Annotated in this window: 10 protein-coding genes; 5 read left to right on the top strand and 5 right to left on the bottom strand. The window is 44.1% G+C overall.

Annotated features, from left to right (window positions below; all coding sequences use genetic code 11):
• Nucleotides 1-35 precede the first annotated feature (35 nt).
• Nucleotides 36-1,721, top strand: a complete 1,686-nt coding sequence (locus K7A41_RS08615) for an RluA family pseudouridine synthase (protein WP_265713399.1) — start codon at nt 36-38, stop codon at nt 1,719-1,721.
• Between the two features lie 299 nt (nt 1,722-2,020).
• On the top strand, nt 2,021-4,618 hold the full coding sequence (locus K7A41_RS08620; RefSeq protein WP_265713401.1) for a DUF5686 family protein: 2,598 nt from the start codon (nt 2,021-2,023) through the stop codon (nt 4,616-4,618).
• Between the two features lie 463 nt (nt 4,619-5,081).
• Here the strand turns inward: K7A41_RS08620 and K7A41_RS08625 are convergent, their stop codons facing one another.
• Complete coding sequence (locus K7A41_RS08625; protein WP_265713402.1) at nt 5,082-6,764, bottom strand: protein-disulfide reductase DsbD family protein; 1,683 nt, start codon at nt 6,762-6,764, stop codon at nt 5,082-5,084.
• Nucleotides 6,765-6,920: 156 nt separating this feature from the next.
• Nucleotides 6,921-7,988, bottom strand: coding sequence for a PLP-dependent cysteine synthase family protein (locus tag K7A41_RS08630; RefSeq protein WP_265713403.1), 1,068 nt, complete (start codon nt 7,986-7,988; stop codon nt 6,921-6,923).
• A gap of 160 nt (nt 7,989-8,148) precedes the next feature.
• On the opposite strand from K7A41_RS08630, the gene K7A41_RS08635 reads away from it, so the two are divergent.
• The gene (locus K7A41_RS08635; RefSeq protein ID WP_265713404.1) at nt 8,149-8,607 is read left to right on the top strand and encodes an Lrp/AsnC family transcriptional regulator; all 459 of its coding nucleotides are present in this window, start codon (nt 8,149-8,151) and stop codon (nt 8,605-8,607) included.
• A gap of 54 nt (nt 8,608-8,661) precedes the next feature.
• Here K7A41_RS08635 and K7A41_RS08640 read toward each other — a convergent pair whose 3' ends face one another.
• The 3 genes from K7A41_RS08640 to yihA form a co-directional block, all read right to left on the bottom strand.
• The gene (locus K7A41_RS08640; RefSeq protein WP_265713405.1) at nt 8,662-10,344 is read right to left on the bottom strand and encodes a PNGase F N-terminal domain-containing protein; all 1,683 of its coding nucleotides are present in this window, start codon (nt 10,342-10,344) and stop codon (nt 8,662-8,664) included.
• A gap of 28 nt (nt 10,345-10,372) precedes the next feature.
• A complete protein-coding gene (locus tag K7A41_RS08645; RefSeq protein WP_265713406.1) occupies nt 10,373-11,227 on the bottom strand; it encodes a UbiA-like polyprenyltransferase in 855 nt (284 codons plus the stop codon).
• A gap of 94 nt (nt 11,228-11,321) precedes the next feature.
• Nucleotides 11,322-11,945, bottom strand: a complete 624-nt coding sequence (yihA, locus tag K7A41_RS08650; RefSeq protein ID WP_028068879.1) for a ribosome biogenesis GTP-binding protein YihA/YsxC — start codon at nt 11,943-11,945, stop codon at nt 11,322-11,324.
• A gap of 190 nt (nt 11,946-12,135) precedes the next feature.
• On the opposite strand from yihA, the gene K7A41_RS08655 reads away from it, so the two are divergent.
• Nucleotides 12,136-13,071, top strand: coding sequence for an ABC transporter ATP-binding protein (locus K7A41_RS08655; RefSeq protein ID WP_028068880.1), 936 nt, complete (start codon nt 12,136-12,138; stop codon nt 13,069-13,071).
• Nucleotides 13,064-14,389: an ABC transporter permease gene (locus K7A41_RS08660; RefSeq protein WP_265713407.1), complete on the top strand. Its 1,326-nt coding sequence runs from the start codon at nt 13,064-13,066 to the stop codon at nt 14,387-14,389. The genes K7A41_RS08655 and K7A41_RS08660 overlap by 8 nt, the downstream gene beginning before the upstream one ends.
• Nucleotides 14,390-14,443 lie beyond the last annotated feature (54 nt).

Here is a 14,443-nt window from a genome sequence, read left to right on the forward strand (position 1 = left end):
AACGTATTTTTGCGCTGCAACAGCAACGGACATCATTGGAAACTTCACACAACAGCTATTTTCATCAGTTCAGGACAGACATTTCAGAAATCAGTCTTCCTGACCGCTTTACCTTCCCATTCTGCTATGAAGCCCATCCCATCGCTGCAGCTGCAGCAGTCGAGCTGCAGCATTATCTCGCCACACAAAAGGAATGGTCGCACAACTTTGGCTTAGACAAAAATAGTCAAGGTGGTGGCATCGGAAAGATGTTTGGTGTACTGGTCGTCCAAAATGAACAGCAACAGCTTGGTTTTCTGGCAGCAGTCTCAGGAAAACTAGCGGGAACGAATAAACACAGCTATTTTGTACCGCCAATATTCGACATGCTCGAGAAGGATAGCTTCTTTTTGAATGAAGAGGTACATCTCAACGCACTCAACAGAACAATAGAGTCGCTCGAAGGCAGCGAAGAACTGGAGCTCACCAAAAAAAATCTAGAAAAGTTAAGCGCACAGTGGAATCAGGAGCTTGAAATTCTAAAAAGTAAATTAAGAAGCCAGAAAAAAGCACGTAAGGAAAAGCGGACGGCACTCCGCCCTCAGATGACCGATGAAGCATATGAACTACTAATGGAAGATATGCGGAGCCAGAGTCTTGCTGACAAGCAAGCATTACAACGCTTCCAGTATGATATGCATCAGGCCTTAGCGCCCGAATCCGTAAAACTCGAGCAGTTGCTCACTACAATTTCAGACCTTAAAGAACAACGCAGAACCAGATCCGGAAATCTGCAGAAACGGCTTTTTGAGCAATACAATTTCCTCAATGCAAAGGGAGAGCAACAGAATGTCGTGACCATATTCCAAGACTTTGATCAGAGTACACCGCCTGCAGGATCAGGGGAATGCGCTGCTCCTAAATTACTCCAATATGCCTATAGTCATCGCCTTACTCCTATTGCAATGGCTGAGTTCTGGTGGGGTTGTTCGCCATCTTCCGAAATAAGGCGGCACAAGAACTTTTATCCAGCCTGCCGCAAAAAGTGTGAACCTATTTTAGGTTTTATGCTTCAGGGCCTAAAAGTGGACGAAAACCCCATGTTACAGGAAAATACGCTGCAGGTACAATTACCGCAAATCTATGAGGACGAAGACATCATCGTATTTAATAAACCTGCGGAATTCCTTTCAGTACCCGGTATCCATATCAAGGACTCGGTGTATAGCCGTGTTCTTAAACGCTTTCCGGATGCCGGACCGGTCATCATCCACCGTCTCGACATGGCGACTTCAGGACTGCTGGTTGTTGCCAAAAACAAGGATGCTCACCAATTTATTCAGGAGCAATTTATACAACACGCGATCCGCAAAGAATATATTGCTTTGTTGGATGGTATCGTGACACAAGAGTCTGGATGGATAGACCTGCCATTACGGGTAGATCTTGACGACAGGCCAAGGCAGATGGTTTGTTATTCCTATGGCAAGCCGGCGCAGACCAAATGGCAAAAAATCGCTGTTGAAGGCAACAAAACACGGGTCCGCTTTTATCCCTTGACCGGCAGGACCCACCAGCTCCGCATGCATGCGGCACATCCAAAAGGACTCAACACGCCTATTGTAGGTGACGATCTGTATGGAACAAAAGCCAATAGATTACATCTTCATGCGGCTGTCATTACCTTCGTGCACCCCCGTTCCAAACAGAAAATGACCTTTGAAATCCCGCCGGATTTTTAAGCCTATTGACCATAACGTTACAAAAGTCAGCAAATCAGGGAAAGGAAAATCATCGCCAAGTCAAAATCTGCTTCTGAAATTATTGACCTAAATCAACATTTCTCTCCAACAGACTGCATTGCAACAGTTTATACGTAATATTCAGCATTTTACTCCGCTTATTACATTACAATAAAATTTTAAATATTCTTAATTTTTTATTTCCTTTGTTCACTGATTTTTTGATTTTAAGACTTTAAAAGTCAGAAATAAAGTCAAGCAGCAAAACAATTTTGAATATTCAAGATTATAGCAATATAATGGAAGCTACAATAAAAGCAAATACCTTTATCACTAAACTCTTTCTTTCGATCACATTCCTGCTGTCCGTAACAATAGCCTTTGCACAGACAAAGACGGTCACAGGTACTGTACGGGACGCAAAGACGAAAGCACCTATCGCCTATGCGACTGTCGCCGTGGTCGGTGCACCAGCTGCCGCAGGAACATCGACATCGACCAATGCCAATGGAGAGTTTAAATTGGTATTTCCGACCTCCTATGTCAAAATTCGAGCAAGTTACGTTGGTTACGATAATAAAGACGCATTTGTCACGAATGATGCTGTACAGACGAAAGATATCTTAATGGACGCGCAGGACAACATGCTGGAAGAGGTCGTCGTCAAGGCCAAAAAGAAAAAATACAGCAACAAGGACAATCCTGCAGTGGCTCTGATCCGCAAGGTCATCGAACATAAAGACAAAAACCGACTTTCGGGACAAGAATATGCCGAATTTGACCAGTACGAAAAAATGTCTCTGGGATTGAGCAATCTGTCCGAAAAATTTGTCAACAAAAAGATCTTTAAAAACTACCAGTTTCTGTTTGAAACGGATGATTCAGCCAAAACGGCGAACAAATATGTATTGCCAGCTTTTATTGAGGAGAAATTATCCAAAGTCTATTACCGTAAAGACCCGAGCAAAACCAAGCAATATATATTGGGCAGTCAGCGTGCACAGTTTGATCCCAAGTTTATTGATAACGACGGACTATCCGCTTATTTCAACAAGCTCTATGAGCAAGTGGATATCTACGACAACAACATTTCCTTGGTTACCAACCAGTTTTTGAGTCCGATTGCCAATTCGTCGCCCACGTTCTATAAGTTTTTCATTACAGATACCATCAAAACCTCGCAGCCCTGGCTTGTCGAGCTGAGTTTTGTGCCCCGCAACAAAGCGGATATGCTATTTAAGGGCCAACTTTATATCACGCTGGACGGAAATTACGCCGTGCAGGGTGCCAACATGACCGTTGCCGATGACATCAATCTGAACTTTGTACGCGACCTTCAGGTACAGCTCAAATTCGAAAAAGACAGCAAGAGCAGATTTTATCTAAAAACGAGTACCTTGGGTATAGACTTCTCTCTGACTGAAAAAGGAATGGGTATCAGGGGGAGCCGAACAGTAGATTATAATAATTATAAGGTCGGAGTCCAACGTCCCGATAGCATTTATGATGGACCTTCCACTGTAATTGCTTATAATGTAGAAAATAAGAAAGCGACTAAATCTTTATTCGAAACACAGCGTCCATTGGCTCTGGCACAAAACGAACTGAATATTTACCACAATATCGATACACTCCAAAAAATACCTTCCTTCCGGACTTTTATGGATATAGCAGCCCTGGTTCTTTCGGGGTACAAACAAGCCGGACCAGTGGAAATCGGGCCCGTAAACACCTTCTATAGCTTTAATCCAGTCGAAGGCTTCCGACTACGTTTTGGTGGCCGCTCGACAGAATCTTTAAGTAAACGCTTTTATGCCGAAACCTATGCAGCTTACGGTTTCAAAGACCAAAAATGGAAGTATTTCTTCAGCGGTACCTATGCATTCAACAACAAATCTGTGTACTCCTTCCCTATGCACTATATCCGCGCATCTTATAAAAAGGATACCAAGATCCCCGGACAAAAGCTTGAATTTATTCAGGAAGACAACTTTCTTTTATCATTCAAACGCGGCGATAATGACCGCTACATTTACGAGACGAATTACGGTCTGGAGTATAAAAAGGAATTTTTGAATCACCTGACTATCGGTGCAGGCTTTAATATCAATAAACAGACGCCGGCCGGAAGCCTAACATATCAGATGCTTGATGAAAATGGTCAGAATAAAATATTCAACGAATTAAACACCACTGAATTATCGGTAAACTTTAGATATGCGCCACATGAAGAATTCTATCAGGGCAAAATCTACCGCACACCGATCTTCAACCAATATCCGATATTTACGTTTAATTATACCGCTGGAATAAAAGGTCTGGCAAACGGTGAATATAACTACCACAGTTTTAACGTCGGTGCATTCAAGCGCTTTTATCTAAGTCAATTTGGGTTCGCCGATGTGACAGCAGAGGGTAATTACATAGCGGGGAAAGAAATTCCATTTCCTTTCTTGACGATACACCGCGCCAACCAGACTTACGCTTACCAGTTAAACTCGTATAACTTGATGAACTTCCTTGAGTTTGTGAGCGACCACAATGCCTCATTGAATGTGCAGTACTATATGAATGGCTTTTTGCTAAACAAAATCCCGTTGATCAAAAAACTCAAATTACGTGAGGTATTTAGTTTCAAGGGCGTTTACGGTGGCCTGCGTAGAGAAAATGATCCGGATGATCCTAACTACGGCTCTAAAGTATTTACTTGGCAGCGTAATGCCGAAGGCGTTCAAAGTTCGTATACTTTCGGTTCCGAGCCTTACATGGAAGCCAGTGTAGGTTTAGCCAACATCTTTAAAATCCTACGCGTAGATTATGTAAAACGGCTTAATTACCTTAACCATGTAGATGCTCCAGCTTGGGGGATCCGTGCACGCGTGAGGTTTGACTTCTAGTAGTTTCCACTATTTATATTATAATTATCGAGGCCGTGTCATGAATATATTGACACGGCCTTTTTCTATACGCATACAGCTATACAGCGTCTCGTGAAAACCGGCCAGAAAGTCCCTTCAAGTCCCCACAAGTGCCTTCAAGTCCGTTCAACTCCCTACGTGATTCGAGAGCGATGCGGGAACGGTCCGAGAACGGTTCGGGTTTTATTCGTGTACGCCTCGCTCCAACCTCGGAATAGCTTCGGCTCTAATTCTGCCGGGCTCCGACTCCCCTCCGTCGACCACCCGAATAGCAGTCAAACAACAACCGAGCATGGGGCGAAGCTGCCCCGACGCAATCTCGAAGCAATCTCGAAGGGTTCCCGAATAACCCTCGAAGAATCGCCGAAGCAGCTATTGGACCATAAATAGCAAAAGTCCTCCTAGCAGACGCAAGGAGGACAAAATTAGAATATGACGATGGTTAGTTTCTCTTTTTAAAGGCGTCTAGTCCGCTCTGCAGAAAGGCTTTGTATTGTTCCACATCATAGTTGGCTCCGCTCTGTGGAACGAGCACCTCGCCATTGGGATCCACAATCACATAAAGGGGCTGCGAGTTGCTATTAAATACGGACGCCTGAAAGTCGCTGTTCTTGTTACCTATCGTTTTTATTTTCTTCTTACTGTAGGTGGAAACAAATTGCTCATCCGCAGGCAGTTCGGTCTTATCATCAACAAATAATTCAGCCATCACAAACTCTTCTTTCAGCAATTTAGCTACGGCTGGGTCGGTCCAGACATTTGCCTCCATTTTACGACAGTTCACACAATTCCAGCCGGTAAAGTCAATGAGGACAGGCTTATGGAGTTCTTTGGCTGTCTGTAATGCCTGATCATAATCATAATAGGGATCAAAGCCTTTTGGCGTACCGCGTCCATGGAAAATCTCCGCGTATTTTTTGATTTTTCCATCCGTATGAGTAGTACTGCTGCCGGCAATGCCCGAAGATAAATCAAAGTCCTGCGTTGCAGAAGGAGGTAAGAAAGCGGAAATAGATTTTAATGGTGCTCCCCATAACCCCGGTATCATGTAGATAACAAAAGAGAATACGACGATCGCTAATATCGTCCGCGGCACAGATAGAAACTTCAGATCACTGTCGTGGGAGAATTTGATTTTTCCGATAAGATATAGCCCCATTAAGCCAAAAATAGCGATCCACAGCGATAGAAATACCTCTCTGTCCAGCCAGTTCCAGTGGTAGGCGAGATCTACATTTGAAAGAAACTTGAGGGCCAAGGCTAGTTCCAAAAAGCCCAATACCACCTTTACACTATTGAGCCAGCCACCGGATTTTGGCAGTGATTTCAACATAGACGGAAACATCGCAAATAGACCAAAGGGAATTGCTAAAGCGATGGAGAACCCCAACATACCGACAGCCGGCCCCAGACGCTCGCCTTTTGAAGCAGCTTCCACCAGCAAGGTACCGATAATAGGTCCTGTACAGGAGAAAGAAACCAACGACAGGCTGAAAGCCATAAAAAACAGTCCTACCAGTCCTCCTTTATCCGATTTGGCGTCCATTTTATTGACAAAAGAACTTGGTAATGTAATTTCAAATGCGCCGAAGAAAGATGCCGCAAAACCAATCAGCAACAAAAAGAATATAAAATTGAATATTCCATTGGTCGAAAGTGCGTTGAGTGCATCCGAACCGAATGCGATGGTAATGATCATGCCGAGAGCAACATAGATCACAATAATGAAGAGCCCATAGAGCAGGGCCTTACTGATACCACTCGCACGGCTACCTGACTGCTTGGTAAAGTAACTGACCGTCAAAGGTAACATGGGAAATATACAAGGCATCAACAGAGCTGCAAAGCCCCCCACCAAGCCAGCAATAAAAATATTCCAAAGGGACTTCGTGCCTGCTTTTGTCTCTGCAGAAGCAGGCAGATAGGCTGCCACGGCCGTTTTACCGGAATCAATAGCGGCCGCCGCTGTATCCGGGGACTCTTCAAAAGCAAGGGAATCGGCATTGATTGCGCCATCAGTAAATTCTAGACCTTCAACGTTCACTACGGTGTCCGTCTGGGCAAATAATATTACCGGAAAGACAAGCAGCAACAAAATGACAAGTAGTTTAAAATTAATTTTCATTGGTATATAATTGTTCGTTCATTATTCGTCTGATCCCGCCAAACGTACAGGACTGTCTTGCGTACGAACCAGTAGGGCAATAGCCGGCATCTGTACATAAAACCCGGGAAGCAATACACTTCCCGAGTCAACTATAAACATATGAAACTAGTTCTTTTAAGCGCCAAAAACCGGATCAGCCAATCTGCAAATTGGCTGAAAGCCCACAAAATCAAGATCCGTGGAAAGGTATCCGGCTCTTACCGGCTCCTCCCTGACCAAGTCTGTACTTAAATACTTTTTATTATCGTCACAGAGTAGGGTGACGACTACTGCTTCAGGTCCTAGCTCTTGCTGCAGTTTAACTGCTCCTATGACGTTTGCGCCCGAGGAAATGCCCACGGCAAGCCCTAGCTGCCGCGATAATTTCTGAGCCATCAGAATGGCATCACCATCATTGGCACATACCACCGCATCAAGTTCATCCAAATCTACAATAGCAGGGATAAATTCGTCCGATATACCTTGTATCCGATGCGACCCCACTTTATGTCCTGTAGACAAGGTAGGGCTTTCGGCTGGTTCTAAAGGGTGGATACGCACCTTCGGATTGACCTTACGTAAGCTGCGTCCGACGCCCATCACTGTACCGCCTGTTCCAACACCTGCAACAAAAGCATCGGCTACCAAGCCCTGATCGGCTAACTGCCTGACGATCTCATATCCTGTTGTTTTCTCGTGTGCCTCAGCATTATATTGGTTTTCAAACTGTCTCGGAAGAAAAACTCCACCTTGGGCCGCAAGCTCCTCACTGAGACGGATGCTCCCCAAAAATCCCCCCTCTTCCTTGCTGATCAGCTGTATGTTAGCGCCCATACTACGGATAATATCGGTACGTTCTTTGCTCAACCAATTCGGCATGATTATCTTGACCTGGTGCCCAAGAGCTTTGCCGATGGCCGAAAAAGCGATCCCTGTATTGCCGCTGGTCGCCTCAATGACGAGGTCTGTCGGCTTAATCTGACAATTCATGTATGCTTTGTACAAGATGTACAAGGCCATTCTATCCTTGATGCTACCTGTTAAGTTATAGTTCTCACATTTCACGAAAATCCGGCCCGGATGACCCTTGTAGGTGTATTGTAACTCCAGCATGGGTGTATTTCCAACCAATCGCCACAAATGCTTAAACCTCTTGTCCAAGGCAGGCGATAAACATGCACTCAATAATTCTTGTTCAGCCATTTCTAAATAAATGATTATTCCGTTGCAAAATTGCCCAATAACAAGATATTATTCAATACAAGTCATTATATTCAAGAAAAATTATATGATATTTGCTCGTGAGCGACAAATTATTCAAGTAAACATCGTAAATTTAGCAAAGCACCGAAAATATTAAATTATGGAACTCGACGGTATTGATTTGAAGCTATTGCGTCTGCTTCAGCAGGATGCCTCCCTGAGCAATAAAGAACTTTCCTTTGAACTCAACAAGTCGATCGCGGCGGTACACGAACGCGTCAAAAAACTAAAAAGATTGGGTTATATCAAAAAGACCGTTGCGATACTCGATCGGCACAAGGTTGGCATTGGGCTGATTTCCTTCTCACAGGTATTCTTAAAGGCCCATACTTTTGAAGTACTGAATGAATTTGAAAAGGAAGTCGCCAAGTTCCCAGAAGTAATGGAGTGTTATCAAATGGCAGGTTCCTATGACTTTATGCTGCGTATTGCGACAAAAGATATGGATGCCTACCATATTTTTCTTCGGCACAAATTGGCCGTACTACCACAGGTAAATACGGTACAGACATACTTTGTCTTGTCGGAGACCAAAAGTGAGACTGCATATCCCTTATAGCGTCAACATCAATGAGGTATCAACAACAATCTTATCGATACCTCAAACATATCATTAATTATCGTACAATAATGTACCGGTAACATTCCAGCTGCTAAAGCTTGTTCCTTCCGGTGCACCTTGAGGTATTTGCACCTGTATGCTGTGGTCACCCGCCTTTAATTCACCCATATCAATATAAATGGGTGGCGTGACTGTTCCGGGACACCAATTGGAACGGCTTAAATCTGAAGAGGATAAACCCGTGACAAAATTTCCCGAAGCTGGATTAAAGAGACGGTATGAACCGCAGTCATTGCGCCATGGAGTATATTTAAACTGCAAGGTGCCATCCAAAAAAATCCGGTTTTCTTTGGGCACGAATTCGTCGCCATTTCCCCAGCCGCCATGGCCCGTGGTGATATAACGCAACTGAACATTTTTTGCGTCCTGATCCAGATGAAAGGACATTGTCAGACCTTTATCACGGTCAAACATAGATCCGTACTCCTGCCCGCCCATTTCCATAACATTGGTTGTTGTGAATAGCGACATGGCTTTTCGGAGCGGGCTTTCTGCACCGCCATCAAAGCCCGGATGTATGGTCAGTTCCAGACTCACTTCATGTCCATTTTTGTCGTAGTTTCCGATAAAGGTGCCGATATATATATCCCGATCACTTAACATCCCTGCAAGCTCAGTGATATCTTGACGGTAAAGTACAGAGTCCTGCCACGCCTTATCCTTTAATTGCAAGTGGTTAAATTGTTTTATGCCGAAGGGTGTAAAGAAACGCATCAATTCCACTATGGGCTCAAAAGAATGTGAACGCACTACCCCTCGGTAGGCCTTACCGTTTCCATTTTCATATTTTGGCAAGGTAGCCATGCCATTTTTCATACCATCTAAAAAGCTCTGAGTCTGATTGTCCGGAATGATAAAAACAGAGCCTGTGCGGTCATAGGCATCACCCTTAGACTGCTCAACTAACTGCACAAAGACATTATCACTAGACTTAATTTGGGGAACTCTGACTTTTTTGACGATTACGGTACCATTGGCAAAACGCAAGATGGAATCCGATTTGACCTCATCCGAAAAACGGATGCGTTCCTTATGAAAAACCGGTATCCGCGTGAAACGACTTTTCCAGATAAGGTCTTTGTAAGACAGTTCATCATAATTTTTCTCACTGCCTCTTAATTTTAGTTGTTCAGGAATACTCTTCACACGTTCCACTCGAGTAGCGTAGGTCCTTGTGTTGCCATTGCGGACAACTTCGAGTACCAGTCCCAAATTCTGGCCAAGTTCGCCCGGAGCTCCCTTGACACCAAGTTTATCTGTATACCACAGCTCTATTTTGTTGGAGTTAATACTTGTCTCCACTTTTTTACACGGATATCCAAGGATCACCTTTGTTTCAAGGGTCGGGATAAACTGCTGTCGGACAAGTGCCGTCGAATCCCGTGTCAAAATAAGGCTCCCATTTTTCAGCTTCGCGATTTTAAGCAAAACATTCCTCCCAGCCCTCTCCACAAGCAGCCGTTCATAAGGGGGTAATAATTCACCTTTTATATCTTTCTCCGAACTCACGTAAGTATTTTCAGCGTTGGTGTAAACAAGCACGGCATTGGCATTAGCTGACGTTTTCCCGTTGAAGCTCTGATTGTAATGTACAAGGTAATTTGTTAGCGACTGTGCATACGAAGATATAGATAGACATACAACAGAAAATAAAAGTACATTTTTTTTCATCATCGGTAATATTGATCAAAGATAAAATTGTTTATTTGTTGAGCCATATGTCCAATAGGTAAAAGACGGCGAAAATCACTGAAGCATACCCATTCGTGGTCATAAAGTCGCGATTTACGCGGCTCAGATCTGTTGAAGAAAACAGCGTGTGCTGATAGACTAGCAATGCAGCATAGAAAACGACACCGAGGTAATAGACCCAGCCCACCGGCATCAAAAATACCGGTGCCAGCACAAACAAGAAGGACAGCACGTGCAGCAATTCGGAAACACGCATAGCACCTTTCGTACCCAGCCAAACTGGTATTGAATTGAGATTATTAGCCCGATCGAAGGCTTCGTCCTGCAACGCGTAGATAATATCAAAGCCACTCACCCAGGTCAAAACTGCAAATCCGTACAGCAGGGGTACCGTTGCAAACTGTCCGGTGATCACCATATACGCTCCAATGGGAGCCAGGCCCAGGCCCGCACCAAGTACCAAGTGGCAAAGCGGAGTAATCCGCTTGGTATAAGAATAAAAAAGCACGACAAAGAGCGCTATCGGTGACAACATAAAACACAATGAGTTGATGAAATAGGTGGCCCCAACAAAAATCAGACAATTGACCATAGTAAACAACAATGCATTTTCCGCAGAAATCCTGCCGGCAGGAATATCACGCATGGCCGTCCTGGGATTAATGGCATCAATGTCCCTATCGAGATAACGGTTAAATGCCATAGCAGCATTCCGGGCGGTTACCATACATAGGATCATCATTAGCAGGAGCTTCCAGGAGAAGGTATGGTCGGTCGTCTGTAAAGCCAAAAAGAATCCAATAAACGCAAAAGGCAATGCAAACACACTGTGTGCAAATAAAACTAACGATAGGTATTTCTTCATTAATATTAATGTTATTTATGCGATCTCTCAAACTGATTACTTCGCGGCCATCCAGCTCATGCGGAATGAGATGCTGCCTTGGAAAATAGGAGCACTACCCGAGGGAACTACTCTCCGGATGCACAAACTGTTTGTTAACCTCGTCAATCGTTTCCAGAATGGGTTCATGTCCTGTCTTTTTCTCTGCTGAAGTGAGGAAAACGGGTGGTACCTCTTCAAACCATTGTAACAGGGATTTTTTAAATTTCGCTATGTTGGCATCGGATTTAACCGCTGATTGTTTGTCAGCCTTGGTGAACACCAGCATAAACGGCAGACCACATTCGCCCAACCAGTAGCAGAAATCAAGATCTATCTTTTGCGGCTCATGGCGGCTATCAACCAACACAAACACACATTGCAGATTTTCCCGGAGTGTAAGATAACGGCGGATGAATTTTTCCCATTCATTGCGGCTTGTTTTGGATGCTTTCGCAAACCCATAGCCCGGCAAATCGACCAGATACCAAGTATCATCGATCAAAAAATGGTTGATCAGTTGAGTTTTACCCGGTTTCTGGGATGTTTTGGCAAGTCCCTTTTTGTTTGTCATCGCATTGATCAGAGAAGATTTCCCCACATTTGAGCGCCCTATGAAGGCGTACTCCGGTAAGTTTGGCGCAGGTAATTTATCAACTCTCGTGTTGCTACACACAAATTCGGCTTTTTTTACTTCCATGAAACAAAGGTACATTAAATGAAACCCTCTGGCAAGGTTTAGCCACCATCTATTCTATAAAACTTTACTACTTTTACTGTAACGTTTACAACGATATCACTACTAATCGATAAAATAAACATAGTATCTCGGGGAACAGAAGCTGCAACCCGGCTTTTTCTCGAACACATATAATTAAACCTGATATAAAATGTTACTTGAAATCAATCATGTTACGAAGGACTACGCCAGTCACCGCGCACTGGATGATGTATCCATGGAAATCCCTCAGGGTAAAATCTTTGGACTACTGGGACCAAATGGCGCGGGAAAGACTTCGCTGATACGTATCATCAACCAGATTACTGGGCCAGACTCCGGAGAAATCCGGTTTAATGGACAGCCTCTGGGACCACAGCACATTGGCCAAATCGGTTATCTACCTGAAGAACGCGGGCTGTACAAAAAAATGAAAATTGGCGAGCAGATGTGCTACCTCGCTCAGTTAAAAGGGCTTTCACGAAAAGAGGCGTTACGCAGGATCCACGACTGGTGCGAACGTCTGGAAATCACTTCGTGGTGGAACAAGAAAATCGAAGACCTCAGTAAGGGGATGCAACAGAAAGTGCAGTTTGTAGCCACAGTTATCCATCAACCTCAACTGATTATTTTGGACGAACCGTTTTCGGGGTTTGACCCGGTCAATGCCAATACCATCAAAGAGCAGATCCTCAGATTGAATGCCGAAGGTGCAACGATCATCTTCTCGACCCACCGGATGGAAACTGTTGAGGAGCTCTGCGACAATATTGCATTGATCCACCGTTCGAAAAAGATTTTAGACGGTCCAGTTCGTGCCATCAAAAAAAATTACAGCAACCGAACGTATCAGCTGGACTTCATGCCGAATAGCCTGAATTTTGATCTGGTCAACGAGCAGCTATACGAGGTAATCCATTCTACGCAAACAGAGAGCATGCATACAGCCAGTATTCAACTGAAGCCCGACGTTAGCATAAATCACGTACTCGCTGATTTGTTGCCAAAAGTGCAACTCAATCAGTTAATAGAACTGGTTCCCTCCATGGCGGACATTTTTATTCAGAAGGTTACCCAAGTTTCACCTCTATCCCAACAACATGCATAAAATATTACTTATCATCCAGCGCGAATATTTGTCACGTGTCAAAAAGAAGTCGTTCATCGTAATGACTTTCGCTGTCCCGCTTTTCTTTTTCGCATTATATGCAGGGATGTTTTATCTGACCCAAAAGAGCTTCAAGGACACACATACCAACGTTTTTGTTATCGATGAGCAGGGGAACTTCGCGGCTAAATTACGAAGCAACAAAAATGTCAGTTATAAAAAAAGTACACTGGATCTTCAAAAACAGAAACAACAGCTTGCACTTGGCCAAGGCAAACAGGCCATCCTCTATATTCCAAAAGACATTTTAGCCGCACAGCAGGCTGAATTGATCAGCAACGGCAAAACGAGTTTTGTGACCCAAGAAGTCATTAGTGGACAGCTGGAGGAAATCATCCGGGACAGTATATATAGAGCTAAAGGTATTGATATTAATACCATTCAGTCCATTAAACCCAAAGTTACGATCGATGCCAGGGAAATAACTGCAGATGGAGAGGAAAAGAACAGCAATACCGCCATTGCTATGGGAATTGGGGTAGCGTTGGCCATACTTGTCTACCTTTCTCTCTTCCTTTACGGCGCACAGGTAATGCGGGGTATCATTGAAGAAAAAAGTAACCGGATTATTGAAGTCATCATTTCCTCGGTAAAACCTTTTCAGCTCATGATGGGCAAAATTGTGGGTATAGGCATGGTCGGACTAACACAGTTTACCATGTGGCTCGTATTAACGCTAGGTCTGTTTATTACCGCGACAGCGTTGTTTGTCAATCCTCAGGATGTGCAGGCCGTCGCTTCCGGCCAGCCCGGTACGGGCAATCTCGGCACCGTTTCCAAAGCGGTCGGTCAGAATGGTCCTGCATCGCTCCTCTCCGCTTTACAAAGTTTCGACTTTACTGAAGTGATTGTGTTCTTCTTCCTGTTCTTTATCGCAGGTTACCTACTCTACAGCGCTATATTTGCTGCTGCAGGTTCGGCCGTTGACAATGAAACTGAAGCTAATCAATTCTCCATGCCGATCACTATGCCACTCCTGCTAACCTATATCTTGTCTTTTGGGGTCATCATTAACGACCCAAATGGCACCATCGCAACATGGCTGAGCTTCATCCCATTTACATCGCCGATCGCCATGCTTGTACGCATCCCCTTTGGCGTTCCGCTTTGGCAGATCCTGACGTCGCTGACTTTACTGGTACTCACGTTTTTATTAATCACTTGGGTAGCTGCACGTATCTATAGGGTCGGTATATTAATCTACGGTAAAAAAGCTAGCCTAAAAGAGATTATTAAATGGTTTAACTATAAACATTAGTTTCACAGCATTACCATAACCACAGATAAGGCCCAGCTGATGCAGCTGGGCCTT

The organism is Sphingobacterium sp. InxBP1 (genome assembly GCF_026191775.1).
GTDB lineage: Bacteria > Bacteroidota > Bacteroidia > Sphingobacteriales > Sphingobacteriaceae > Sphingobacterium > Sphingobacterium thalpophilum.

Excerpts from the sequence above, each read along its gene's own strand:
- K7A41_RS08625 (WP_265713402.1), bottom strand. The coding sequence starts at position 6,764 with ATGAAAATTAATTTTAAACTACTTGTCATTTTGTTGCTGCTTGTCTTT.
- K7A41_RS08630 (WP_265713403.1), bottom strand. The coding sequence starts at position 7,988 with ATGGCTGAACAAGAATTATTGAGTGCATGTTTATCGCCTGCCTTGGAC.
- K7A41_RS08660 (WP_265713407.1), top strand. The coding sequence starts at position 13,064 with ATGCATAAAATATTACTTATCATCCAGCGCGAATATTTGTCACGTGTC.
- K7A41_RS08645 (WP_265713406.1), bottom strand. The coding sequence starts at position 11,227 with ATGAAGAAATACCTATCGTTAGTTTTATTTGCACACAGTGTGTTTGCA.
- K7A41_RS08640 (WP_265713405.1), bottom strand. The coding sequence starts at position 10,344 with ATGATGAAAAAAAATGTACTTTTATTTTCTGTTGTATGTCTATCTATA.
- K7A41_RS08655 (WP_028068880.1), top strand. The coding sequence starts at position 12,136 with ATGTTACTTGAAATCAATCATGTTACGAAGGACTACGCCAGTCACCGC.
- K7A41_RS08620 (WP_265713401.1), top strand. The coding sequence starts at position 2,021 with ATGGAAGCTACAATAAAAGCAAATACCTTTATCACTAAACTCTTTCTT.
- K7A41_RS08635 (WP_265713404.1), top strand. The coding sequence starts at position 8,149 with ATGGAACTCGACGGTATTGATTTGAAGCTATTGCGTCTGCTTCAGCAG.
- yihA (WP_028068879.1), bottom strand. The coding sequence starts at position 11,945 with ATGGAAGTAAAAAAAGCCGAATTTGTGTGTAGCAACACGAGAGTTGAT.